Annotated in this window: 26 protein-coding genes and 1 tRNA gene; 13 read left to right on the top strand and 14 right to left on the bottom strand. The window is 67.5% G+C overall.

The window, feature by feature from the left end:
- Positions 1-80 precede the first annotated feature (80 nt).
- The 3 genes from IFJ75_RS12825 to IFJ75_RS12815 all read left to right on the top strand — a co-directional run bounded on the left by IFJ75_RS12825 (position 81) and on the right by IFJ75_RS12815 (position 1,813).
- Entirely contained in the window at positions 81-614 is a 534-nt protein-coding gene (locus IFJ75_RS12825; RefSeq protein WP_207868576.1) for a hypothetical protein, read from the top strand.
- A gap of 36 nt (positions 615-650) precedes the next feature.
- The gene (locus IFJ75_RS12820) at positions 651-971 is read left to right on the top strand and encodes an Mpo1-like protein (protein WP_207868575.1); all 321 of its coding nucleotides are present in this window, start codon (positions 651-653) and stop codon (positions 969-971) included.
- 83 nt (positions 972-1,054) lie between these two features.
- Positions 1,055-1,813, top strand: a complete 759-nt coding sequence (locus tag IFJ75_RS12815) for an SDR family NAD(P)-dependent oxidoreductase (RefSeq protein ID WP_207868574.1) — start codon at positions 1,055-1,057, stop codon at positions 1,811-1,813.
- Positions 1,814-1,882: 69 nt separating this feature from the next.
- Here the strand turns inward: IFJ75_RS12815 and IFJ75_RS12810 are convergent, their stop codons facing one another.
- The gene (locus IFJ75_RS12810) at positions 1,883-2,482 is read right to left on the bottom strand and encodes a 3D domain-containing protein (RefSeq protein ID WP_318780998.1); all 600 of its coding nucleotides are present in this window, start codon (positions 2,480-2,482) and stop codon (positions 1,883-1,885) included.
- A 219-nt stretch (positions 2,483-2,701) separates the two neighbouring features.
- Here IFJ75_RS12810 and IFJ75_RS12805 point away from each other — a divergent pair, with 219 nt between their 5' ends.
- The 3 genes from IFJ75_RS12805 (at position 2,702) to IFJ75_RS12795 (ending at position 5,945) form a co-directional block, all read left to right on the top strand.
- Complete coding sequence (locus IFJ75_RS12805) at positions 2,702-3,292, top strand: glutathione S-transferase family protein (RefSeq protein WP_207868573.1); 591 nt, start codon at positions 2,702-2,704, stop codon at positions 3,290-3,292.
- A gap of 185 nt (positions 3,293-3,477) precedes the next feature.
- On the top strand, positions 3,478-4,254 hold the full coding sequence (locus IFJ75_RS12800) for a transglutaminase-like domain-containing protein (protein WP_207868572.1): 777 nt from the start codon (positions 3,478-3,480) through the stop codon (positions 4,252-4,254).
- A gap of 56 nt (positions 4,255-4,310) precedes the next feature.
- Positions 4,311-5,945 carry an NAD(P)/FAD-dependent oxidoreductase gene (locus IFJ75_RS12795; RefSeq protein ID WP_207868571.1) on the top strand — a complete coding sequence of 545 codons (1,635 nt, stop codon included), beginning with the start codon at positions 4,311-4,313 and terminating at the stop codon, positions 5,943-5,945.
- A 10-nt stretch (positions 5,946-5,955) separates the two neighbouring features.
- On the opposite strand, the gene IFJ75_RS12790 is transcribed toward IFJ75_RS12795, so the two are convergent.
- The 4 genes from IFJ75_RS12790 to IFJ75_RS12775 all read right to left on the bottom strand — a co-directional run bounded on the left by IFJ75_RS12790 (position 5,956) and on the right by IFJ75_RS12775 (position 8,977).
- Positions 5,956-6,465, bottom strand: coding sequence for a hypothetical protein (locus tag IFJ75_RS12790; RefSeq protein ID WP_207868570.1), 510 nt, complete (start codon positions 6,463-6,465; stop codon positions 5,956-5,958).
- A 10-nt stretch (positions 6,466-6,475) separates the two neighbouring features.
- The gene (locus IFJ75_RS12785) at positions 6,476-8,218 is read right to left on the bottom strand and encodes a M1 family metallopeptidase (protein ID WP_207868569.1); all 1,743 of its coding nucleotides are present in this window, start codon (positions 8,216-8,218) and stop codon (positions 6,476-6,478) included.
- Positions 8,219-8,285: 67 nt separating this feature from the next.
- On the bottom strand, positions 8,286-8,852 hold the full coding sequence (locus IFJ75_RS12780; RefSeq protein WP_207868568.1) for an NUDIX domain-containing protein: 567 nt from the start codon (positions 8,850-8,852) through the stop codon (positions 8,286-8,288).
- Positions 8,853-8,900: 48 nt separating this feature from the next.
- Positions 8,901-8,977 (bottom strand) — tRNA-Arg (locus IFJ75_RS12775).
- A 328-nt stretch (positions 8,978-9,305) separates the two neighbouring features.
- Between IFJ75_RS12775 and IFJ75_RS12770 the strand changes: the two genes are divergently transcribed.
- Both IFJ75_RS12770 and IFJ75_RS12765 read left to right on the top strand, forming a co-directional pair.
- A complete protein-coding gene (locus tag IFJ75_RS12770; RefSeq protein WP_207868567.1) occupies positions 9,306-10,052 on the top strand; it encodes an SDR family NAD(P)-dependent oxidoreductase in 747 nt (248 codons plus the stop codon).
- Entirely contained in the window at positions 10,052-10,660 is a 609-nt protein-coding gene (locus tag IFJ75_RS12765; protein WP_207868566.1) for a 2-hydroxychromene-2-carboxylate isomerase, read from the top strand. Before IFJ75_RS12770 ends, IFJ75_RS12765 begins: the two co-directional genes overlap by 1 nt.
- Positions 10,661-10,739: 79 nt before the next feature.
- On the opposite strand, the gene IFJ75_RS12760 is transcribed toward IFJ75_RS12765, so the two are convergent.
- Positions 10,740-11,237, bottom strand: a complete 498-nt coding sequence (locus IFJ75_RS12760; protein ID WP_207868565.1) for a hypothetical protein — start codon at positions 11,235-11,237, stop codon at positions 10,740-10,742.
- Between the two features lie 122 nt (positions 11,238-11,359).
- Between IFJ75_RS12760 and IFJ75_RS12755 the strand changes: the two genes are divergently transcribed.
- Complete coding sequence (locus IFJ75_RS12755; RefSeq protein ID WP_207868564.1) at positions 11,360-13,840, top strand: helicase-related protein; 2,481 nt, start codon at positions 11,360-11,362, stop codon at positions 13,838-13,840.
- Between the two features lie 3 nt (positions 13,841-13,843).
- Here the strand turns inward: IFJ75_RS12755 and IFJ75_RS12750 are convergent, their stop codons facing one another.
- On the bottom strand, positions 13,844-14,464 hold the full coding sequence (locus tag IFJ75_RS12750) for a hypothetical protein (protein ID WP_207868563.1): 621 nt from the start codon (positions 14,462-14,464) through the stop codon (positions 13,844-13,846).
- Positions 14,461-14,763 (bottom strand): PadR family transcriptional regulator, encoded by a 303-nt coding sequence (locus IFJ75_RS12745; RefSeq protein WP_207868562.1) that lies wholly within the window; start codon positions 14,761-14,763, stop codon positions 14,461-14,463. Before IFJ75_RS12745 ends, IFJ75_RS12750 begins: the two co-directional genes overlap by 4 nt.
- 130 nt (positions 14,764-14,893) lie before the next feature.
- Between IFJ75_RS12745 and IFJ75_RS12740 the strand changes: the two genes are divergently transcribed.
- Positions 14,894-15,226, top strand: coding sequence for an RNA-binding S4 domain-containing protein (locus IFJ75_RS12740; protein ID WP_207868561.1), 333 nt, complete (start codon positions 14,894-14,896; stop codon positions 15,224-15,226).
- A gap of 5 nt (positions 15,227-15,231) precedes the next feature.
- On the opposite strand, the gene IFJ75_RS12735 is transcribed toward IFJ75_RS12740, so the two are convergent.
- The gene (locus tag IFJ75_RS12735; RefSeq protein WP_207868560.1) at positions 15,232-15,879 is read right to left on the bottom strand and encodes a YceI family protein; all 648 of its coding nucleotides are present in this window, start codon (positions 15,877-15,879) and stop codon (positions 15,232-15,234) included.
- A 190-nt stretch (positions 15,880-16,069) separates the two neighbouring features.
- Between IFJ75_RS12735 and fdxA the strand changes: the two genes are divergently transcribed.
- Together fdxA and IFJ75_RS12725 are read left to right on the top strand one after the other, a co-directional pair.
- Positions 16,070-16,411: a ferredoxin FdxA gene (gene fdxA, locus IFJ75_RS12730; RefSeq protein WP_207868559.1), complete on the top strand. Its 342-nt coding sequence runs from the start codon at positions 16,070-16,072 to the stop codon at positions 16,409-16,411.
- A gap of 313 nt (positions 16,412-16,724) precedes the next feature.
- Positions 16,725-17,279 carry a CarD family transcriptional regulator gene (locus IFJ75_RS12725; protein ID WP_207868558.1) on the top strand — a complete coding sequence of 185 codons (555 nt, stop codon included), beginning with the start codon at positions 16,725-16,727 and terminating at the stop codon, positions 17,277-17,279.
- 75 nt (positions 17,280-17,354) lie between these two features.
- Here the strand turns inward: IFJ75_RS12725 and IFJ75_RS12720 are convergent, their stop codons facing one another.
- From IFJ75_RS12720 to IFJ75_RS12710, 3 genes are all read right to left on the bottom strand, one after another.
- Positions 17,355-20,012, bottom strand: coding sequence for a glycoside hydrolase family 3 C-terminal domain-containing protein (locus tag IFJ75_RS12720; protein ID WP_207868557.1), 2,658 nt, complete (start codon positions 20,010-20,012; stop codon positions 17,355-17,357).
- Between the two features lie 107 nt (positions 20,013-20,119).
- Positions 20,120-21,064, bottom strand: a complete 945-nt coding sequence (locus IFJ75_RS12715) for a DUF808 domain-containing protein (RefSeq protein WP_207868556.1) — start codon at positions 21,062-21,064, stop codon at positions 20,120-20,122.
- A gap of 86 nt (positions 21,065-21,150) precedes the next feature.
- On the bottom strand, positions 21,151-21,609 hold the full coding sequence (locus tag IFJ75_RS12710; RefSeq protein WP_225896810.1) for a DUF3617 domain-containing protein: 459 nt from the start codon (positions 21,607-21,609) through the stop codon (positions 21,151-21,153).
- 260 nt (positions 21,610-21,869) lie between these two features.
- On the opposite strand from IFJ75_RS12710, the gene rpmB reads away from it, so the two are divergent.
- Entirely contained in the window at positions 21,870-22,169 is a 300-nt protein-coding gene (rpmB, locus tag IFJ75_RS12705) for a 50S ribosomal protein L28 (protein ID WP_207868554.1), read from the top strand.
- A 178-nt stretch (positions 22,170-22,347) separates the two neighbouring features.
- Here the strand turns inward: rpmB and IFJ75_RS12700 are convergent, their stop codons facing one another.
- Both IFJ75_RS12700 and IFJ75_RS12695 read right to left on the bottom strand, forming a co-directional pair.
- On the bottom strand, positions 22,348-22,770 hold the full coding sequence (locus IFJ75_RS12700) for a DUF983 domain-containing protein (protein WP_207868553.1): 423 nt from the start codon (positions 22,768-22,770) through the stop codon (positions 22,348-22,350).
- Positions 22,771-22,866: 96 nt separating this feature from the next.
- Positions 22,867-23,232 carry a hypothetical protein gene (locus IFJ75_RS12695; RefSeq protein ID WP_207868552.1) on the bottom strand — a complete coding sequence of 122 codons (366 nt, stop codon included), beginning with the start codon at positions 23,230-23,232 and terminating at the stop codon, positions 22,867-22,869.
- Positions 23,233-23,279: the final 47 nt, after the last annotated feature.

Below are 23,279 nucleotides of genomic sequence, written 5' to 3'. Positions count from 1 at the left end.
GTGCGGCTTGTGCGGCCGGTCGGGGCGGTGCAGGGTTAATACGCCGGGGGGCGTCCACGAGGGTGGAGGAGAGGGCGGCCATGTTCAGTGGAGCGCATCTGAAGCGGCGGCTGGGCCAGTACGGCGCTGCCTGGGCGATCGGATTTCTGGTTTCGGGTGCGGGCATTCTGATCGGATGCCTGTTCATGGACATGATGGCGGCGGCCGACCTGGTGCTGCCGTTCGTGCTGGGCGGGAGCGGGCTGGCGCTGGGCTTTGGGGGCGTGATGACCCTGCTGTCAAACCAGACTCTCGGGACCAAGCTGGCCGTCGTGCTGCTCGCGCTCGCTCTGGTCCTGCCCCTGTTGTGGGCGCCGGTGTCGGCGGCGGTCGTGATCGCCTTCTTCGCCGACCGGTCGATCGAATATTCCGAGGTCTATGCCGCGTTCCAGATCGGGATCAGCCGGGCGCTGTTCCCGATCAGCGAATGGGTGCTGGGTGGGGCGGTGTTCCAGAGCGTCTGGCAGGCCTTCCAGATCGTGGCCTCGGTGGTCGGCTTCTTCTCGGCGCTCGCCAACATCTGGCCGATCATCCGGCGGGTGCTCGGGCCTGAGCCCGGGCGGGAAGCGGCCTGATTTGCATCGAAGCCGAGAGGAGCGCAGGTTTCCCAAATGAGCATCCAGCCTGCACCGGGCGAGCGCTACGCCTCGTTCGAAGCCTTCTATCCGTACTATATCCACGAGCACTCCAACCAGACGTGCCGGCGGATCCATGTGGTCGGGACGGGGCTGGTCATCCTGACCTGGGTGCTGGGGCTGACGGTCAGCCTGTGGTGGTTCACGGCCAGTCCGGTGGTGGGCTACGGCTTCGCCTGGGTCGGACATTTCTTCTTCGAGAAGAACCGGCCCGCGACCTTCCAGTATCCGCTGTGGAGCCTGATGGGCGACTTCCGCCTGTTCTTCGAGACGGTCAGCGGCAAGCGGAAATTCTGAAACCGTAAGTGTTCCCAATGGCGTTTACGCAAGCTGTCTGACAGGTCCATATCCGGGGCTCCCCCACTCAAGGAGCGTATCGAATGGAACAGGAACTCAAGGGTCAGGTCATCATCGTGACCGGCGGCGCCAGCGGCATCGGGCGCGAAGCCTGTCTCGCCCTGGCCGGCAAGGGCGCCGATCTGGTCGTCGCGGACTTCAACGAGGAGGGCGCGAAGGCCGTCGCCGAGGAGGTCCGGGCGCTGGGCGTAAAGGCCGAGGCCTTCAAGGTGGATGTGTCGAAGGCCGAGCAGGTCGAGGCGCTCGTCGACTTCGCCGTGACCACCTTCGGCACGCTGAGCGGCATGTTCAATAACGCCGGCGTCAGCAAGGTGCAGTCGCTTCTGGAGATGGAGCCGGCGTCGTACCTGAAGGTCATCGAGGTCGATCAGCACAGTGTCTATTACGGCCTCCACTACGGGGCCAGGGCGATGGTGAAGCTGGGCGTGAAGGGGGTGTTCGTGAACACTGCCTCGATCTACGGCTCGGTCGCGGCCAGGGGCAGTTTCAACTACAACGCCGCCAAGTCGGCCGTGATCGCCATGACCCGGTCGGGGGCGCTGGAGCTGGCGGAATTCGGCATCCGGGTCGCGGCGGTGGCGCCGGGCTTCATCGAGACGCCGATGATGGGCCAACTGGACGAAACGGCCCGCGCCGCCCTGGCCAGCCAGCATGTGACGCACCGGTTGATCCAGCCGGAGAAGGTGGCCAGCGTGGTGGCCTTCCTGTTCACCGACGCGGCCTCGGCCATCAACGGCTCGACGGTCGCCGTCGACGACGGCTTCCTGGCGTTCAAGGTCTAGGGGGCAAGAAACAGAAAAGGCGGCCGGTTGGCGCCGGCCGCCCTTTTCCGTGTCGCCTTGAGGGCGGTCTTAGTTCGACGCCATCTGCAGCGGAGCGGCGGGGGCGACGGTCGCGGGCGGGCAGCCGTCGAAGGTTCCGGCGCGGACGATGGTCAGGGTGCGCTGGTTGAGGCGGCGGGCCGGGGCCATCGAGGCGCGGCCGTTGCCGGTGTAGAGGTCGACGCGCTGGCCCTTGATCGAACCGCCGGTGTCGGAGGCGTACCAGTAGCCGTCGTGGATGGTGCCGTCGGCCAGGCGCAGGCCGACCGTCTCGCGGATGAAGACCTTTGTCCGGCGAGGAATGACGCGGGGGTCGGTGGCGAGGGTGCGCATGGCGACCGGACGGCAGCCCAGGCTGTCGTTGCCCGTCGCTCCACCGCCACCGGCGTGATAGAGGCTGGCGTGAGCGTTCCAGTCGGCGTCTTCCGCCATCAGCTCGGCCTGTTCGGGCGTCAGATTGGCGATGGCCACCGCATCCGAGTTCGTGTCGCCGTTGGAACCGATCGTCGTATCCGGGGTTTCCGAAGCAGTCCGCTCGTGAGCGACGACCGCGTCGTAAGCGACGGGCTCGCCCATGGCCGAAGAGGCGAGGGCGGCAAGAGAGACGATGGCGGCGACGGCGAAACGCACGGGCAAGGCTCATGGCGGCGCCGACCGGGAACCATGGCGGCCCGTGCTGTCTCGTTTGAACCTGTGACCACAATGTGGCGAAGACTGTGGCGGAACCCGTTCGTCCACATCTCTGACGGATAAGCGTGGCTTATCCAGAGTGATTCCGATTCCCGGTTTGGCAGAGGCTGAGATTGCGATATCAGTATATCGCGTTTCTTAATCCTTGGACTGCGGGCGATGCTTACTCTCTATGGCGATATTCGTTCAGGCAACTGCTTGAAGGTCAAGTGGTTGCTGGACTGGCTCGGGCGTGATTATCGCTGGATCGAAGTCGATATCCTGACGGGCGGTAGCCGGACACCGGAATTCACCGCGATGAACACCGCCGGCCAAGTCCCGACACTCGTATTCGCCGACGGCCGGCCCCTGGCCCAGTCGAACGCGATCCTCCTGACACTGGCCGAAAGTACGAGCCTCATTCCTGTGGATGACTACGACCGGGCGGTGATGTTGGAGTGGCTGTTCTGGGAGCAGTACAGCCACGAACCCTATGTCGCCGTGGCCCGGTTCCAGAGGGCGTACCTCGGGAAAACGGCCGAAGAGATCGAGGCCCGGCTGATGGAACGAGGCCATGGCGCCCTGGCGCGGATGGAGGCGCGGCTGTCGGAACCGGGGCGGGAGTGGCTGGCCGGGACGCGGGTCTCGCTCGCTGATCTGGCCTTGGTCGCCTACACGCGCGTTGCCCATGAGGGCGGGTTCGATCTGTCGGGCTATCCGGCGTTGAGGGGTTGGATCGGACGGGTGGAGGCGGCGTTCGGGATCGTGTGATCCCGCACTCCGTCATCCTCGGGACGAGCCCGAGGATGACGGGTTTAAAAGGTTCGCGTGAGCACGGACGGCGTCCCTCTAGCTTTCGCCCCAATCCTCGTGTCTATGCGCCCGCCCGATGCGGAACAGGCGCGCCCGCGCGTCGTTGAGCAGCGGCCAGTATCACCCCCTCACGAGTCCTCCCCATGAAGCTGCGTGTCCGCGCCGAGCTGGTCTATCGTTTCGAGCCGCCGACGGACGCGATCTATCAGATCGAGGTCGCGCACTGGCCGGGGCAGGAAATCCTCGAAGAGAGCCTGACGACCAACCCGCCGGTGGTCTTCCACGAGGACAAGGACGCCGTCTTCGGCGCACGGACGCTTCGGGCGCACCTCGAGGGCGAGGTGGCGCTGGTCTATGAGGCGGTGGTCGAGAACGGGGTGCTGAAGGGCCTTCCCGAGGGCGTGCGCCAGCACGACTGGAACGATCTGCCGGCCGAGACCCTGCCTTATCTGCTGCCCAGCCGTTACTGTCCCTCGGACCAGTTCGGGCGGTTCGTGCAGCGCCAGTTCGGCGAGACCTCGGGCGGGGAGCGGGTGCTGGCCATCCTCGGCTGGATCCGGGAAAACATCGACTATGAGCACGGCGTCTCGGACTCAGAGACGACGGCGGCGCGGACCTTCATCGACCGGGCCGGGGTGTGCCGCGACTTCACCCATCTGGGCATGACCCTGTGCCGGGCCTCGGGGATACCGGCGCGGGCGGTCAGCGCCTATGCCCACCAGCTGACACCGCCGGATTTCCACGCCATCTTCGAGGTCTATCTGGACGCCGGCTGGTGGCTGGTCGATCCGACCGGCCTTGCGCCGATCGAAGGGCTGGTCCGCATCGCCTGCGGCCGCGACGCCGCCGACATCGCCTTCCTGAGCACCCAGGGGAACTGCCAGATGGTGCGGCAGTCGATTACGGCGGAGGCGGTTTAGCCCCCCTCCGGATCTTGCCCTATGCGTTTGGCGGCGTGAGCGGTTAGAAGGCGCCGATGTTGCGCCTGTCCGAACTCAAACTGCCCCTCGACCATACGCCGGAGGCCTTGCCTGCCGCGATCGCCGCGCGTCTGGGCGTGGCGCCGCACGATCTGGTCTCCTGGTCGGTGTGGAAGCGGGCGCATGACGCGCGCAAGAAATCGGCGATCCTCAAGGTCTATATCCTCGACGTCGAGGTCAGGGACGAGGCGGCGGTGCTGGCCCGGTTCCGGGACGATCCGCATGTGAAGCCGACGCCGGACGTGGCCTATCGACCGGTGGCTGTGGCGCCGAAGGGCGAAACGCGGCGGCCCGTGGTGATCGGGGCGGGGCCGTGCGGCCTGTTCGCGGGACTGATCCTGGCCGAGATGGGCTTCAGGCCGATCATCCTCGACCGTGGCAAGGTGGTGCGGGAACGAACGAAGGACACCTGGGAGCTGTGGCGGAAGAGCAAGTTGCATCCCGAGTCGAACGTGCAGTTCGGCGAGGGCGGGGCGGGCACCTTCTCGGACGGCAAGCTGTACAGCCAGATCAAGGATCCGCGCTTCCTGGCGCGCAAGGTGCTGCACGAGTTCGTCGCGGCCGGGGCGCCGGAGGAGATCCTGACCGAGGCCCACCCGCACATCGGCACCTTCCGTCTGGTGACCATGGTCGAGGCCATGCGCGAGAAGATCGAGGCGCTGGGCGGCGAGTACCGGTTCGAGCATCGGGTCGTCGACATCGAACTGGACAAGGGTGCCCTGCGGGGCGTTCATCTGCATACCGGCGAGTTCCTTGAGGCCGACCATGTGGTCTTCGCCATCGGTCATTCGTCGCGCGACACCTTCGAGACGCTCTATGAGCGGGGCGTCCATATCGAGGCCAAGCCGTTCTCGATCGGCTTCCGCATCGAGCATCCGCAGTCGTGGATTGACAAGGCCCTGTTCGGACCCTGCGCCGGACACCCCGATCTTGGCGCGGCGGCCTATACGCTGTCGCACCACTGTTCGAACGGCCGGACGGTCTACAGCTTCTGCATGTGCCCGGGCGGGACGGTGGTGGCGGCGACCAGCGAGCCGGGCCGCGTCGTGACCAACGGCATGAGCCAGTATTCGCGCAATGAGCGGAACGCCAACTCCGGCTTCGTGGTCGGCATCTCGCCCGAGGACTATGGAAGCGATCATCCGCTGGCGGGGATCGAGCTTCAGCGGGATCTGGAGACGCGGGCCTATGCGGCGGGCGGCGGCGACTATTTCGCGCCGGGCCAGCTGGTCGGCGACTTCCTCGCGGGGCGGGCCTCGACAGAGTTGGGCGAGGTGGTCCCGAGCTACAAACCGGGCGTGACCCCGACCGATCTGGCGCCCCTGATGCCGGACTATGTGATCGCGGCGATGCGCGAGGCCCTGCCGGTCTTCGGGCGCAAAATCCCCCGCTATGACGACGCCCAGGCCGTGCTGACGGGCGTCGAGACGCGCAGCTCCTCGCCGATCCGCATGACGCGCGGCGCCGACTTCCAGAGCCTGAACGTGCGCGGCCTGTTCCCGGCGGGCGAAGGCGCCGGCTATGCGGGCGGCATCCTCTCGGCGGCGGTGGACGGCATCAAGGTGGCGGAGGCCGTGGCGCGGTCGATGGTGGGGGAGGCGGCGGTATCGACCAGGCCGACCATGGCTTGAGATCGAAGGCCTATTCCGGCGGCGGCGCCTGGATGTGCGCAGGGGCGTCTCGCACCATGATGGCGATCTGAGTTACCCCGATCAGAAAAAAGGCTGCGAAACCGAGGGCTGCCGCAGGCAAATGATGCCACAGGTTTGATGCCGCCAAAGTCGCGAGCAACGCGATGAGCCCCACGTAAAACAGCAGACGGTCGCCGACTGGAAGGCCGAGCCCGAAGAGGCGAGCGCTCCACCCCAGCTCCCGGGCGCGCAGGAGCCGGTCAGCATTCAGCGCTGACAACGATCGATGAAAGCCGGGGTCAAGGGTCGCACAAAGAAACAGGGTCGCCGCACAACAGGCGACCACCGCCGCAGCGGCGACCGTCACCCGGTCCGGCGCCGACGCTGCCGCATTGGCGACCGCAAGGCCAGCGGACGCCAACCCGATCGCCGCAATCGGGAGCCGCATTGCCGTCGCCAGACGGGTCGCAAGCCGCGCCTTGAGCGCCGCCTGCCCCTGTTCTGGAAGGGATGTTTCCAACGGAGCCGCCCTAGTGCCTCGGCCTTGCGGGCCCGTTGTCCTCGCGCTGGCGGGCCTGGTAGGCGTCGATGAAGTCGAGCTGGCGCAGAAGCTTGTTTTGGGGGTCCAGAATGATGTGGGCGCCCTCGGGGGCGGGGAAGTCGCCCTTGCCGTCGCGCATCGGCAGGGTGCGGAGCTGGCCGTCGACCTCGACCTCGACCGGCATGGGGAAGGCGTTGGCGGTGTCGGTCCAGCTCAGGGTGACGCGGTCGCCGTCGCGGGTCATCTCCAGCTTCGGCAGGGCGGCCTGATAGACATAGGTGGCGAAGAACCAGCCGAGGTCGCGCCGGCTCTCTTCATTGACGATGCGGATGAAGTCGGGCGTCGAGGCGTAGAGGGGCTCGAAATTGCCCGGGCGCGGATCGGGGCGGCCATAGACGAGCCGGGTCAGGGAGCGCTTGAAGGCCTGGTCGCCGATCAGCATGCGCAGCGAATGGGCGACGAGGGCGCCCTTGTTGTAGAGGTCCAGCCCCGGGCCGGTGGCGTCGGTATAGACGGTCGCGGAATCCTGCGGCTTGCCGGACACCAAGGGGAAGGTGTTGCGCAGCGCCAGCCGCATGGTGGCCAGCTCGGCCTCCATATAGCGGTCGCCGTTCAGCCAGCGGGCGTAGAGGGGCTGCATGTAAGACCCCAGCCCCTCGTGCAGCCACATGTCGTCCCAGGTGACATTGGTCATCTGGTTGCCGAACCACTCGTGGGCCAGCTCGTGCTGGAGCAGCCAGTCATAGCCCTTGCCGTCCAGCTTGTAGGCGTTGCCGTAGGCGTTGATGGTCTGGTGCTCCATGCCCAGATGCGGGGTCTCGACCACGCCCATCTTCTCGCCGCCGAAGGGGAAGGGGCCGACCTCGGATTCATAGAAGTCGAGCATCTTCGGGAACTCGGCGAACAGGGCCTCGGCGCGGTCCTGTCGGTCGGACGCGAGGCGCCAGAAGTGCAGGGGCACGATGTTGCCGAAGCGGCTGTGATAGTCGGCCGTCATCTCGACATAGGGACCAATGTTCAGGGCGATGGCGTAGGTGTCCGGATGGGCCGCGGTCCAGTTCCAGGTGGTGGTTCCGTCACCGTTGTCGGTCTTGCCAAGGAAGCGTCCATTGGACGGCGCCGACAGGTCGGACGGGATGGTGATGTGCAGGTCGGCACGGGCGGGCTCGCCCTCCGGATGGTCGATACACGGCCAGAACAGGTCGCAGCCCTCGCCCTGAACGGCGGTGGCGATCCACGGCTTGCGGTCGGTGGTCTGGGCCCAGACGAAGCCGCCGTCCCAGGGGGCGTTTTTGGCCTGATGCGGAGAGCCCTGATAGGCGATGCGGACAACCGCCTTGTCTCCTGCGACCAGCGGTTCGCGCAGGTTGATCGTCATCCGGCCATCGGGATTGGTCCATTCGCCCGGAACGACAAGCTCGCCATTCACATTGACGAAAATCACCTGAAAGACCGTATCGAACTCCAGCACCAGACGGCTCAATGGGGCGGTCGCTGTGAACTCCAGGGTCGCGTCGCCGGCCAGATCACGATTTTCGGGGTTCACCTTGAAGGCCAGGTCCGCCTTGTCGAAGCGCATGGCCAGCTGTTCGGGCGTGCGCGGCGTGCCGGTGGTCAGGGTGAAGGCGGTGCTTGCGGAGGCCGGGTTGGCCGTCTGGGCCGGGGCGTTCGTGGCGGCGGCCAGCGCGGTCAGGGAGAGGGCGGCGGCGAGGGCGAACCGGGACGCGGTCATGGAAGCTCCGAACAATGCGGCGCGACCCTAGCCCGCGCCGGGCGACGCTGTCGAACGCCCTCGGCTGTCAGAAGAGTTCGGGACGGCGCAGGCGCAGGGCCGAGAGGAGGGCCAGGGTCTTGAGGTCCTGCAGGGCGTCTTCATCCTGGAGCCGGGCCAGGTCGGAGAGCGGGATTTCGACGGCCTCGATCTCTTCGTTCTCGTCGGCGAGGCCGCCTCCCGAGGCGGTGCGGTCCGAAGTCGAGAAGGCCCCGAGGTAGAGGGTCATCCGCTCCGTCGAGACGCCGGGCGAGGACCAGGCCGCGCCGATCCGGTCGAGGGCGCCGAGGGTGATCCCGACCTCTTCCATCGCCTCGCGCCGAGCCGCCGTCTCCTCGCTCTCGCCGGCGTCGATCATGCCGGCGATGACCTCCAGCAGATGACCGTCGGCGGCGCCGTCGACCAGAGGGCCGCCGCGCATCTGGCGCACCAGCAGGGCGGTGCGGCGTTCGGGATCATAGGTGAGGACGGCGACGACCTGGCCGTGGGCCTCGATCTCACGCTGGACCACCACGCCCGAGTCGAGTTCGATTTCGGCCTGGTAGAGGATGGAGCGACCCCGATAGAGGGGCGTCTTCGAGATCAGTCGGCCCATGAGAAGGTCCCTCTGTCGACGCGTCGGTCCGACCCGGGAGGGGAGAGGTGGCGACCCCGGAGGGACTCGAACCCCCGACCTCTGCTTTAGGAAAGCCTTGCTCTATCCGGCTGAGCTACGGAGCCACGCACGGGGAGGACCTAGCGGTTCGCAGCGGGCGGGAAAAGCCCTGAGTGGGGCCGAATGCGCCGCAACGCTCGGGCGGCGCAGTCACGCAGGGAAGAGCGCGGATTTCGATTTGTGGTTAATCGGCTTTAAGATACAATATCTTGTAGGGAACAAACCCCGAATCAGGCCGTGTCAGTGATTCGGTCCTGATTCGTTTCGTGCCTGTTCCGCCCCCTGAAGCGTCGCCGTTAATCCGATCGTCGGCCCGAGTCGTGCGGTCGCCGATCCGGCTTTGACATCTCCTCCGTTTCGATATGAAACTGTCTCCTGAACGGAGATCGCGAAATGGCGACCGCAGGAAACGCAAGAGGGGCCTGTCTGATCGTCGGCGCCGGAGACGGGGTCGGGGCGGCGGTTGCACGGGCGTTCGCGCGCGACGGTCTGGCGGTCTGTGTGACGCGTCGTCCCCGGCATCTGAACCAGCTGGAAGCCCTCGCCGCCTCGATCCGGGATGCGGGCGGCGAGGCCCACGCCTATGGAGTCGATGCGCGCGACGAGGCCGAGATGATCGCCCTGTTCGATCGGATCGAGGCCGAGGTGGGGCCGCTGGAGGTCGTGGTGTTCAACATCGGGGCCAATGTCCGCTTCGGCGTGCGCGAGACCACGGCACAGGTCTATTCCAAGGTCTGGGAGATGGCGGCCCTGGCCGGCTTCTTCGCCGGGCGGGAGGCGGCGCGGGTGATGACGTCGCGCGGCCAGGGGACGATTCTGTTCACAGGGGCCACGGCCTCGACCCGCGGCGGGGTGGGGTTCTCAGCCTTCGCGGGGGCCAAGGCGGCGCTGAGGCAGCTGGCCCAGTCGATGGCCCGCGAGCTCGGACCGCAGGGAATCCATGTGGCCCACGTCGTCGTTGACGGGATGATCGACGGGACCTTCGCCCGCTCCATCGCCACCGATATCGAAGCGCGGCTGGATGCCGACGAAATCCTCAAGCCCGACGAGATCGCCAAGAACTACGTTTGGCTGCACCGTCAGCAACGCAGCGCCTGGACGTTCGAAATGGACCTGCGCCCCTGGAAGGAGACCTGGTGATGCCCGCTTCAAAGACGATCGACTTCATCTTCGATTTCGCCAGTCTGAACGCCTATCTGGCCTGGCGCGCCCTGCCGGAGCTGGTCGGGCGGACGGGAGCGACGGTCAACGTCATTCCCTGTCTGCTGGGCGGGATCTTCAAGGCGACCGGCAATCAGGCGCCCTTCTCGGCCTTCGCCGGGATCAGGGGGAAGCTGGATTACGAGATGCTGGAGATCCGCCGCTTCGTGAAGGCGCACGGGATCACGGCCTTCCAGATGAACCCCCACTTCCCGGTCAACAGCCTGCTGGCCATGCGCGGCCTGTGCGCCTGTGCGCCCGGCGAGGAATTCGACCGCTATCTGGATGCGGTGCTGGCCGGGTTCTGGGAGCGTGGTCTGCAGATGGGGGATGCGGCGGTGCTGGCGGGCGTGCTGGACGAGGCGGGTCTGGAGGCCGAGCGGCTGCTGAGCCTGGCCCAGACCGACGCCGTCAAGGCGAAGCTGGCGGACAACACGGCGGCGGCGGTCGAGCGCGGGGCCTTCGGGGCGCCGACCTTCTGGGTCGGGGACGAGATGTTCTTCGGCAAGGAGCGGCTGGGCCAGATCGAGGACCTGCTGTTCGCCTAGTGGGGCGCCGTGGTCGTCGTGACGATAACAGGGGCCGGTGCGCTCACCGGTGTGATCACGGGTGCGACAACCGGTGCGATTACGGGGGTGGGCGTCGTTGCTGGGGCCGTGGCGGGGCGGTCGCGACGGCGGGCTGGGCTGAGGTCTGGGCCGGCCGGGCCTGACCTGCGGGCCCCGAAGTCGCCTGGACAGCGGTCTCGCCACAGCCGCGTCCCGCAAAGAGGCCGTTCAGATAGTTCCAGCGGTCGCGTTTGGCGTCGGCCTCTGCTTCCTTCTTGTCCCTCCTGGAACTGGTCAGGGCGTCGGCGCCCGCAAGGGCCACACCGGCGCCGGGCACGAGCATGGACGCTCCCGCGCGGGCCACGCCGGTCACGCGGCCCAGCAGGCCGGGGCCTTCCTCGCCCATGGAGGCGCTGATCGTCGCGGCCTCGTCGGCCATCTGGGGACAGGTCAGGGCGTCATCGCCTGCGCGGACAACCGTGCCGGGGGCGTCGGCAGCCTGGGTCTGCGCGAAGGCTGGTTGGCCCAGGGTCAAAAGCGCGGTTGCGGCAAGCGCTGCGGTCACGGGGGTATGCATAGCAAAAGCCTCCACTCCACCCCCGTGGCTGCCGTAACGAACGACGACGCGTGATCGTTGCGCCTCGCATCGGCTCGGCGCCGCTTGAGCAACCGAAACAGAATCGCCACCTTATGTCGGTCATGAGTGATCGACCCACGGGCCTGGGTCCCTCCCGCGTCGTCGCGGTGCTGGGGCCGACCAATACCGGCAAGACCCACCTCGCGGTCGAACGGATGCTGGGTCACGCCTCGGGCATGATCGGCCTGCCCCTGAGGCTGCTGGCGCGCGAGATCTATGAGCGGATCGTCAAGCTGCGCGGCGCCTCGGCCGTGGCCCTGATCACCGGCGAGGAAAAGATCATCCCGACGCGGCCCCACTACTGGGTCTGCACGGTCGAGGCCATGCCGCTGGAGCGGGAGGTCGAGTTCCTGGCGGTCGATGAAATCCAGCTGGTCGCCGATCCCGAGCGCGGCCACGTCTTCACCAACCGGATGCTGCATGCGCGGGGCAGGTTCGAGACCATGTTCCTGGGGGCGGGGACGATGGCGCCCCTGATGCGGCGGCTGATCCCCGATCTGGAAATCGTGACCCGCGAGCGGCTGTCGCACCTGACCTATGCGGGATCCAAGAAGCTGACCCGGCTGCCGAGGCGGTCGGCCATCGTCGCGTTCAGCACCGATCAGGTCTACGCCATCGCCGAACTGATCCGGCGTCAGCGCGGCGGGGCGGCGGTGGTGATGGGCAGTCTTAGCCCCCGCACGCGCAACGCCCAGGTGGCCCTGTTCCAGTCCGGGGAGGTCGACTTTCTGGTCGCCACCGACGCCATCGGCATGGGGCTGAACATGGACGTCGACCATGTCGCCTTCGCGGGGCTTCGCAAATTCGACGGGCGGCGGACACGCTGGCTGCACGCCCATGAGATCGCCCAGATCGCCGGCCGGGCCGGGCGGCATGTGCGCGACGGCACCTTTGGGGTGACGGGCGAGTGCGAGGAGCTGGACGAGGACCTGGTCGAACAGGTGGTGTCGCACCAGTTCGATCCGGTGCAGGCGGCGGAATGGCGCAACGCCCGGCTGGACTTCGACACCCTGCCGGACCTGCTGCGGTCGCTGACGAAGACGCCGGAGCGGGCGGGGCTGAAGCTGACGGCCCAGGCCCTGGACGAGACCCTGCTGCGCCGGGCCATGCAGGACGAGGAGATTGCGCGCATCAGCCGGTCGCGCGGGACGATCATGCGACTGTGGGAATGCTGCCAGCTGCCGGACTTCCAGAAGACGACGCTGGACGAGCACATGCGGCTGTCGAGGGACATCTTTCAGGCCCTGACCGGCAAGCGAGGGCGGCTGACCGACGACTGGATGGCGCCACGCTTCGCCGAGCTGGACCGCGACGACGGCCAGATCGACCAGCTGTCGGCGCGGCTCTCCGGCGTGCGGACGCTGAGCTATATCGCGGCGCGACCCGACTGGCTGGATCAGGCCAAGGGGTGGCGCGAGAAGACGCGGGCGCTGGAGGACCGGCTGTCCGACGTGTTGCATGAGCGTCTGACGGCGCGGTTCGTGGACCGCAAGACCACGGCCCTGATGCGGTCGCTGAACGATCGGGCCGGGACCCTGGCCGAGGTGGCGGACGACGGCGTGGTGACCGTGGACGGTGAGGCGGTCGGCCATCTGGAAGGGGTGAGTTTCGCGGGCCAGACCGGCGGGTCGCTGCTGGCGGACCGGACGCTGAAGGCCGCGGCTCTGCGCGCCGTGGCGCCGGAGATCGCGCGGCGGCTGGGGCGGTTGGCGGCCGATCCGGACGAGGCCTTTGCGTTGACGCCGGAGGGCGAGGTGCTGTGGCAGGGTGCGCTGGCGGCGAAGATCGTCAACGCCGAGCCGTTTTCGCCGCGCGTGCGCCTGATCGGCGACCTGGGGCCGCAGGCGGCGCGGGATCGGGCCCAGCGGCGGATCGAGGCCTGGCTGGCGACGGAGGCGGGCCGGGCTCTGCGCGATCTGAAGCGGCTGAAACAGGCGGTCGAGAGCGGCGGGCTGAAGGGGCTGCCGCGCGGCATCGCCTTCCGCCTGCTGGAGGCCGGCGGGGTCCTCGACCGGCGCGACGTCGAGCGCGATCTGGCGGCCCTGAGCCAAGTCGAGCGGCGCACCATCAAGACCTTCGCCATCCGGGTCGGGACGCATTCTGTGTGGCTGCCGGGGGTGCTGAAGGCGCGCGGGCGGGTGGTGGCCCAAGCGTTCGCAGCGGGCGAGCCGTTCAGGGCCGGCGGGGAGGGATTGGCATTGTTGCCGATCCCGGGGCCGTCAGTGCGGGCGCTCTCTGCGGTTGGGCGGCGGGCGGTGGGGCGCTGGTCGGTTCCGGTCGAACTGCTGGAGCGGCTGGCCGAGGCCAAGCTGGCGGCGGGCCAGGGGAATATCCCCGACGCCGCCCTGACCCAACTGGGCCTGAAGGCCGGAGAGGCCGGGGCGTTGCTGGCGGCGCTCAAGACCACCCGCGCCCAGCAGCCGGACCGGCTAGGCAGGCCGGTGGTGATCAAGGATTCGCCCTTCGCCAAATTGGCTGAATTGACGGCAGCGCCCCAGCCCGCGCGGCGCAAGCGGCCGAGACGGAAGAAGGCGGCGAGCTGAGGGTCAGGCGGGCGCCGCGACCGGGCGGCTACGCAGGATCCGGGACAGGCCCCAGCCCAGCGCGGCTCCGAGGAGGCTGGCCCACATCTCCCGACCGACGAAAATCAGCGGGAACAGGATGTTTGGCAGGGCGGGATGATTTCCCGCGCTCGACCAGGGTTGGCTCAGGGTGTCGGGAAGGGTCAGGATCAGCCACAGAGGCACGGCGCCGAACCCCCAGACCATTGGCAGGGCCAGACCCGTCAGCGCCGCCCGGCGAGGCCAGACGAAGGCGAGGCCGAAGCAGACACCGCCCCTGAGCAGGTTCTCCGCCGCCGCCATCGCCGGCATCCAGGATATCCCTTTTGGAGACAGCCATTCGACAAGGAAGAAGAATATCTGGGCGCTGACCCACCAACCCACGACAACGGTGGCGGTCACGGTCAGGGCGAACCCCGCCTCGGCTCGCATCCGCCAGCCGAAGGCGGTCGCGACGCAGCCGGCGGCCCAGCCGAGCGCGCCCGATGCGTCGGGGAGTGCGTCGAATTCCTTGCGCATCGCCAGAGACCACTCCGCCCGCGAGGCCGGGGTCAGGGCGGCGGCGAGGGCCATCAGGGAGTGAGCGATCGGAGCCGTGGCGGTCATGCGAGCGATTCCTTGAAAGAGGCGGGACGGGAGGCGGTGGCGGCGCGCAGGGCGGCCTTGCCGGCGGCGGTGACGCGATAGGCGTGACGGGGCGGACGGCCCGGCTGTCCGGGCTCCAGCCACTGGCTTTCCAGCAGGCCGCGCTCGGCCAGGCGGATCAGGATCGGATAGAGGCTGCCCGACTTCAGCCCGGTCGCGGCGGCGATCTCGAGCCCGTACAGCCAGGACTGCGGGTTCAGGGCGAGCGCCGTCAGGACGGTCACGGTCTGTGCGGAAAGGCGTCGGCCGGTGAGGGGCATGGCCATAATTCTACATATGTAGAGTTATCCGTCAAGCCGTGGCGAACGGCGGTTTTCAAGCCGCTGCGTCTTGCGCTTCGGGCGGGAAGGCTCAGGTTCGGACGGTGTCAGGAAAGGATGATCGCCCCGCATGAACGAGAGCTCGGTCCGCGTCGATGTCTGGCTGTGGCGGGCGCGGTTCGCGAAGTCGCGGTCGATCGCGGCGGATATGGTCGAACGGGGCGCGGTGCGGCTGACCCATCAGGGGCGGCAGACGCGGCTCGACAAGCCCAGCCGGCTGGTCCACCCGGGCGACGAGATCACCTTCGCCGTCGACGGGCGAGTGAGGGCGGTGCGGGTGGAAGCGCTGGGCGAGCGGCGCGGACCCCCGGCGGAGGCCCGCGCCCTCTATGTCAGTCTGGATCCAGAGAGCGGATCGACAGGGCCCGCCTCAAGCAGCGAGCCACCGAGTGGCGAGCGTTAGGCGCCTCAGGATTGTTTGACGAACTCGCCCTCGATGTGGAGCGTGACGTCGTCGCCCAGGACCGGGGCGTATTTGTCGATGCCGAAGTCCGAGCGGCGGATGGTGGTCTCGCCGTCGAAGCCAACGCGATAGGCGCCGTCCATGAAGGGGCCGGCCTGATTGAAGCGAACGGCCAGGGTCACCGGACGGGTCACGCCGTGCAGGGTCAGGTCGCCGACGACGGCGGCCTTCGAGGAGTCCTCACGGTCGACGGTCACCGAGGTGGCCTTGAAGGTGGCGGTCGGGAACTCGGCGGTGTTGAAGAAGTCCGGTGTCTGCAGGTGGGCCTTCAGGGCGTCGTTGTTGGGGGCGACGTCGGCCAGGGGCACGGTCGCCGTCAGGGTCGTGGCCGACGGATTGGCCGGGTCGAGCGTCAGGTCGGCCGAGACGTTGTCGAACTGGCCGTAGTAGGTCGAGAAGCCCATGTGCTTGAGCGACCAGGTGATCTTGCCGTGCGCCGGATCCAGCTTGTAGGTCCCGGCCTCGACCTCGGCGGGGTTCTGGGTGATCGCGGCCTGAGCCACGGCGCTTTGGGCAATGACGCCGCCGGCGATGAGAGTGAGGCCAAGGGCGGCCGCGGCGCTGGCGCGGACAAGAAGACGACGATTCAACATGATGGGCTCCGGAAGGGGTGTCAGGCCGATCTAACTGCAATCGACACTGATGCAATAGCGGTTCTTCCCGGTGCCACAAGAAAGCCATGCTGTCCGGCGTCGATAGAACCGCTGAGTTGACACCCCCGGTCGGCGGGGCCATGTCCCCGAACCGCCTTCTCTCAACTGCCTGACGTGATCCCCGCCCGCCATGACCTACATCGTCACCGACGCCTGCGTGAAATGTAAGTTCATGGACTGCGTCGAGGTCTGCCCCGTCGACTGCTTCTATGAGGGTGAGAACTTTCTGGTCATCGCGCCGGACGAATGCATCGACTGCGGCGTCTGCGAACCGGAATGCCCGATCGACGCGATCAAGCCCGACACCGAGGACGAGCCCGACGGCAAGTGGCTGCAGATCAACGCCTCCTACGCCAAGGTCTGGCCGAACATCACGGTGAAGGGCACGCCCCCGGCCGACCGCGAGGAGTGGGAGCGGGTCGAGAACAAGTTCGAGAACCATTTCAGTCCGAACCCCGGCAAGGGGTCCTGATCGAACCTTCGATCTATCGCCGCTATGCGGTCACAATGGGCCTCTTCGTACCATAGGCCGAGGGGACGTTTTGAAATTGCCTCGTTTTGTGATATGTTCCTTCACATTGGATCGGGCGGTCTGCAGTTTCACTGCGCCGCCCGAGTTTGCGACAGAATCCCGCCCATGAAGGCGGGGTCGGCCAGAGGTTTGGTGATCCGTTTCTGCATTTGACGCCTGAACAGTCCCCCCGACGGCCCTCGCCGGCGGTGGGAAACCTGTTTTCGCGGTGCGCTTTCGCTTCGCCGATCCCTGTGTCCGGGAAAGGAATGACATGACGAACAAGAGCGGTCTGGAATTCAAGGTTGGCGACGCAGTCGTCTATCCGGCCCACGGTGTCGGCAAGGTCATCGCGATCGAGACCCAGGAAGTCGCCGGCATGTCGCTGGAAGTCTATGTCGTGACCTTCGACCACGAGAAGATGACCCTGCGCGTCCCGACCAAGAAGGCCAAGACCGCCGGCCTGCGTTCGCTGGCCGCCGACGACGTCGTCACCAAGGCCCTCACCACCCTGAAGGGCCGCGCCCGCATCAAGCGCACCATGTGGTCGCGTCGCGCCCAGGAATACGAGGCCAAGATCAACTCCGGCGACCTGATCTCGATCGCCGAAGTGGTCCGTGACCTGCACCGCGCCGACTCGCAGCCGGAGCAGTCGTATTCCGAGCGTCAGCTGTATGAATCGGCTCTGGACCGGATGGCCCGTGAAGTCGCCGCTGCCAACCGCATCGACAAGGACGCCGCCGTCGAGCTGCTGTCCAAGTCGCTGAGCGCCAAGAAGGCCGTCGCCGCCGCCGCCGTTGAGGCCGACGAGGAAGCCGAAGCCGCCTGATCCGTTCGCGGAACCAGAGACTGAAAAGCCCGGGAGCGATCCCGGGCTTTTTGCTGTCTGGCCTCTGCGTGCTCGCTAGAATGCGGGGATGTCGGCAGAGCCCCGGATCATCAGCCGCCCTTCGCTGCCGGAGGGGGTGTCGCCGCCCGCGGAGGGGACCGGTTGGCCGCCGCCGATCCAGAGCGTCAGCGGTCCGGCGGGGACGGAGCGGCGGCCCTGGGCGTCGACGACGCTCATCGCCAGGGCGCTGAGATCGAAGTCGAGGCGGCGAGTCTCGCCCGCCTTCAGCTCGACGCGCTGGAAGCCGACGAGGCTGCGCACCGGAGCGTCCGGCCCCGGACGCGATGCATAGAGCTGAACCACCTCGGCGCCGTCGCGCGAACCGCTGTTGGTCACCTCGACCGAGACCTTCGCTCCTTCGCCCGCCGCGACGTCCCGCCGGTCGAAGGTCAGGGGCGAATAGTCGAACCGGGTGTAGCTGAGGCCATGGCCGAACGGGTACAGGGGCGCGCCCTGGAAGCGGCGATAGGTCCGGCCGTCCATGCCGTAGTCGGTGAAGGGCGGCAGGTCGTCGGCGGACTTGTAGAAGGTCACCGGGAGACGGCCCGAGGGGCTGAAGTCCCCCGCGATCAGCTCGGCGACCGCCTGACCGCCCTGACCGCCCGGATACCAGGCCTCGATGATGGCCGGCAGGTGGGCGTCGGCCCAGTTCACGCTCATCGCCGAACCGTTGGCCAGAACCAGAATGACAGGCTTGCCGGTGGCGTGCAGGCGTTCGAGCAGCTGCTGCTGGGGCGCGGGCAGGTCCAGGCTGGTGCGGTCGCCGCCGGCGAAGCCGGGGGCCTGGACGACCATCTCCTCGCCCTCGAACTTCGAGGTCAGGCCGCCGACGAAGACGATCAGATCGGCGTCCGCAGCGGAACGCATGGCCGGTTCGGCGCCGGAGCCGGGCCTGCTCCACTGCAGCTTCTGGCTGGCGCGCGAACCCTTCTGGATCGCCTCGACGCGGATGGCGTGGGGGCGGTCGGCGGTCAGGTCGATGGCGGTGTCGGAGGTGGGCCAGGCGGCGTCCCAGACGTCGGCGACCAGCACATCGTCCACAAAGACCCGGTAGCCGTTGGCGCCGGTGTAGCGGAACCGGTACTGGCCGGGCTCGGCGACCTTGAGGAAGCCGGTCCAGCGGATGGAAGTCTCGCGTTCCTGACGCACCGGGCTGCCCCAGGCGAATTTGGCGTTCAGGTCCGTGCGGCTGGCCACGGGGGCGCCGGCCAGGTCCGGGCCCGCGAACTCTTCGGCCTTCAGTCCGGGCGCGGCGCAGGCGGCGTCCTGGCAGAAGGCGAGGTCGGGAATGTCCTCCAGCGGCGGGGCGACCCAGCCGGTCCCTTCCACGAAGCTGATCTCCGCATCGGGGTAACGGGCCTTCAGACCGTCAAGGACGGTGACCGGGTGCGAGGGCGTGCCGTTGTAGTTGCCGACCAGGGCCTCGACGGTATTTGCGTTGGGGCCGATCACGGCGATGCGGCGCGGCGCGGCCTTGAGCGGCAGCAGGCCGTCGTTCTTGAGCAGGACCAGCGATTCCCGCGCCGTCTGCAGCGCCAGGTCGCGATGGGCCGGGGTGTCGTAGTCGGTGGCGGTGATCGCGGCCCAGGGGCCCGTGCCGACCGGATCCAGGGTCCCCAGCCGCATGCGGGCGACGAACAGGCGATGCACGGCGGCGTCGAGCACGCTTTCCGGCAGCAGCCCCTGCTCGACGGCCTTGACCGTGTTCTCGGGCTTGAAGGTCCCATTGGCCATGAAGTCGCAGATCAGGTCGGTGCCGGACTTCAGGGCCAGGGCCACGGCCTCTTCGGGGGTCGGTACGGTCGCGTGCGAGGTCGGCAGATAGAAGTCGGCGATGGCGGCGCAGTCGGACACGACATGGCCGTCGAACTTCCAGTCGTCGCGCAGGCGGCGCTGCAGATAGTCGGTGTTGGCGCAGGCGGGCGCGCCGTCGATGGCGTTATAGGCGCACATCAGCGCCTGGGCGTGGGCCTCGGTGACCGCCGCGTGGAAGGCCGGCAGATAGGTCTCGGTCACGTCGCGCGGCGAGGGATGGATGTCGTCGCGGTGGCGTCCGGCCTCGGGGCCGCTGTGGACGGCGAAATGTTTGACCGCGGCGATGGCCTGGGGGTGCAGCGGGTCGTCGCCCTGAAGGCCTTCGATAAAGGCGACGCCGAAGCGTGAAGTCAGGAACGGGTCCTCGCCCCAGGTCTCCTGACCCCGGCCCCAGCGCGGGTCGCGGAAGATGTTGACGTTGGGCGACCAGACGGTGAGGCCGCGATACTGGCGCGTTGAGCCGTCGGGGGCCCTGTCCTCGAGGTTCTTGGCCCGGAACTCGACGCCGATGACGTTAGCGACCTGATGGATCAGGTCGGTGTCCCAGGTCGCGGCCATGCCGATGGCCTGGGGGAAGACGGTGGCCTCGCCGGCGCGCGCGACGCCGTGCAGGCCCTCGCTCCACCAGTTGTAGCCGGGGACGCCCAGCCGGGGGATGGCCGGTGCGCCGTGCTGGATCTGGGTCGCCTTCTCGGCCAGCGTCATGCGGGACACGAGGTCGGTCGCCCGGGCCTCGGCCGAGGCCGTCGGGTCGAGATAGATCGCCGAAGCGGAAGGCGGCGCGGACTGTTGGGCCAGAGCCGCTACCGGCGACAGCAGGATCGCGACGGTCGCGACGACGGACAACACCTTGTGCATGGAGGCCTCCCGGCGAAACGCCGCTCCGGTTACGCGTTTTCGCCCTTATGGCCTCATTTGTATTATTATATAGCTTTGGCTGTCCAGCGTGGCTGGAGGTCGCGGCCTTAGTGTTTCGCGCCGGGCTTGAGCCGCATGGCCTGATGCAGGACGAAGGCGATGACGCCGCCGACCACCACGCCGATGACGGCGGAGATTACTGCGGTGGTCAGCCATCCGGCGAGGCCGCCGACGGGGCCGAGCGCCGAGGCGATCGTGTGGGACAGGTGTTCGACCGGCACGGCAGGCCAGTGGAGACCGAGGGTATGAGAGCCGTGCAGCAGGATGCCGCCGCCGACCCAGAGCATGGCGAAGGTGCCGATGGTCGACAGGGCGCTCATCACCACAGGCATGGCCTTGACCATGCCGCGACCGAGGGCCCGGACGCCCTTGCTGTCGCGTTGGGCCAGGTGCAGGCCGACGTCGTCCATCTTCACGATCAGGCCGACGACGCCATAGACGACTACGGTCATGATCAGGCCGACGATGATCAGGACGCCCGCCTGGGTCAGGAGGGGTTCCGAGGAGACGTCGGACAGGGCGATGGTCATGATCTCGGCCGAGAGGATCAGGTCGGTCCGCACCGCGCCGGAGACGGTCGCCTTTTCCAGAGCGGCGGGATCGTCGGTGACCGGGCCGTCGTCGTCATGGCCGCCCGCGCCGAACATCTCCATCAGCTTCTCGGCGCCCTCGAAACAGAGGTAGGCGCCGCCGCACATCAATACGGGGGTGATGGCCCAGGGGGCGAAGGCGGTCAGCAGGAGGGCGACCGGCAGGATGACCAGAAGCTTGTTGCGGATCGAGCCCACGGCGATCTTGCCGATGATCGGCAGTTCGCGCGCCGGCGACAGGCCGACGACATAGCGCGGGGTGACGGCCGTATCATCGATGACCACGCCCGCCGCCTTGGTCGAGGCCTTGCCGGCGGCGGCGCCCATGTCGTCGACCGAGGCCGCGGCCAGCTTGGCGATGCCCGCCACGTCGTCGAGCAGGGCGATGAGTCCGGAGGGCATGGGCGTCTTCAGGTCCGAGGAGGGGAGACCTCCGGGCCTAGAGCAGGTTCACCGCCTTGTCGATGCGTCCGGGGACTGGTCGCCGATCAGAAATATTCGGCGTTGGCCGGGCACTGGGCGGCGACGCGGCGGGCGGTGATGCTGGCGGGGATATAGGGGGTGCCGCGCAGCAGCTGGGCGCCGCCGTTGAACTGGAAGCTCTCGGGGCGATAGGTCCCGCGCAGACGCACGTTGAAGCGGCGGCCCTTCCTGTCGGTGCAAACGCCCTCGAAATGCGCATTGCCGCCGCCGACTTCGCGCACCGGATAGGTGCAGGAATAGCGCCGGGTCGAGATGCCGCCGAAGAAGCGCGAGATGTCCTGCGGCCGCACGCATTTGGTCTCGGTGTTGCGGTCGCCGACGGCGCTGGTGGTGTATTCCCAATAGCCGGGCAGGACCGGTTGCGCCGGAGCAGGGGTCTGGGCGTGCAGGTCGCGGCTCGGCGAGGCCAGCAGAATCGCACCCGCAAGGGCGGGGGCGGCGACGGCGGCGATACGGATCGCCATGGAGGCTTTAGGCGTCTTCATCTCTAAAAGGTCCCGGTCAGCGGCTTTCGCTGTTATGCCTTCACTATATGGCGGCTTTTGAACGGCGGCTGAACAGGCGGTTTCGGTCAGGCGCAGACTCGGTTTCCGGGTCGAAAGCCTTGACGTCGCGCACGCCGTTCCTCTATACGGCGCCCTCTCGCGAAGGGGACCCCTCCTTGCGCGTCCTCATTTCATGCGTCCGGCGGCGTTTGCCGGGCGATCACCTCAAGGATCAGACGATGTCGCGTCGTTGCGAACTCACCGGTATCGGCCCGATGGTCGGCCACAGCGTGAGCCACTCGAATGTGAAGACCAAGCGCCGCTTCCTGCCGTCGCTGAAGAAGGTCAAGCTGGCTTCGGAAGCCCTGGGCCAGACCTTCACCCTGCGGATCTCGAACGCCGCCCTGCGCACCCTGGACTACAAGGGCGGCCTGGACGCCTATATCGTCAAGGCCGGCGACGAGCAGCTGTCGATCGCGGCCCAACGCATCAAGCGTCAGGTCAAGTCCAAGCTGGCCGAGCAAGCCGCCGCCGCCTGATTTCGGCGACTGCCTGAAAGATCAAAGGGCCGGTGCGAAAGCATCGGCCCTTTTGCTTTGGGCCGGTGATTAGTGATTAGTGATTAGTGATTGGTCGGCAATCGGTCGTGGCGCTTCGGGTCGCGACAGGAAAACCGCGGCCACAAATCACTACTCACAAATTACCAATCACCCTGACCTACCGCCAGGGCGAGCCTTCGCCGTGTTTGCCGATGCTCTTCCATTCGGGCGGGGCGGCCTTGTGGACGTATTGTTCCGAGACCAGCCAGCCCTTGAAGGGGCGCAGGGTCCCCAGGCACATCAGGGCAAGCACGGGGAAGGTCACCGCGAAATGCACCCAGATCGGCGGGTGGACGGTGAACTCGAAGGCCATGAAGGCCATCATCCCGACCACGCCGACGCCCGACATGACGAAGAAGGCCGGGCCGTCCGCCGGGTCGGCGAAGCCATAGTCAAGGCCGCACACCGGGCAGCTGTCGCGAATCGTCAGATAGCCCTTGAGCAACGGACCCTTGCCGCAACGCGGGCAACGGCAGCGAATGCCGGTGCTCAGGGTGTTGAGAGGCGGGTATTCGACGGAGGTCTCGAAAGGGTCTGACATGGCGTTTTCCTTCAGCCGGATGTCGCCCTGACCAACCCCGCGCGCAAGGCGGCGTTCCGTCCATGGACGATTTGTCCAATCTGCGTTCGCCGGTAATCAGGGCGTCGGGCGCGTCGCGTTCCAGACGAAGACGAAATTGCGATGCTCGGCCCAGGTCTGCCCTTCGACGTGGTCGCCCGCCAGACAGGCCGCAGTGTGATAGGGGCCGACGCCGTCGGTCGTGCGGAAGGACACGCACAGCCGCCCGTGCTGGGCTTTCCAGCGACCCGCCTCGATGGTGCTTTCGTAGAAGTCCCCGCTGACCGTGCCGTCGGCGGCGAGGGTCAGGTGCATGGGCTTCGTATAGGGCTGGGCGGGGTCGGTGCTGAGATCGACCGTCCAGGCGCCATCGAGGGGCTGGGCGGCGGGATTCGCGGTCGTCTGCGGGCCCGAGAGCGCCGCCATCAACATCAGTATCAGCATGGGAATCTCCGTCCGGTCGCGAGGCTGCGCCCGCACGTCGACAGTGG

Origin of the sequence: Brevundimonas goettingensis, from assembly GCF_017487405.1 — a bacterium.
Classification (GTDB): Bacteria; Pseudomonadota; Alphaproteobacteria; order Caulobacterales; family Caulobacteraceae; genus Brevundimonas; species Brevundimonas goettingensis.
Note: the sequence above shows the minus strand (reverse complement) of the source record. Positions and strands in the feature narration are given on the sequence as shown.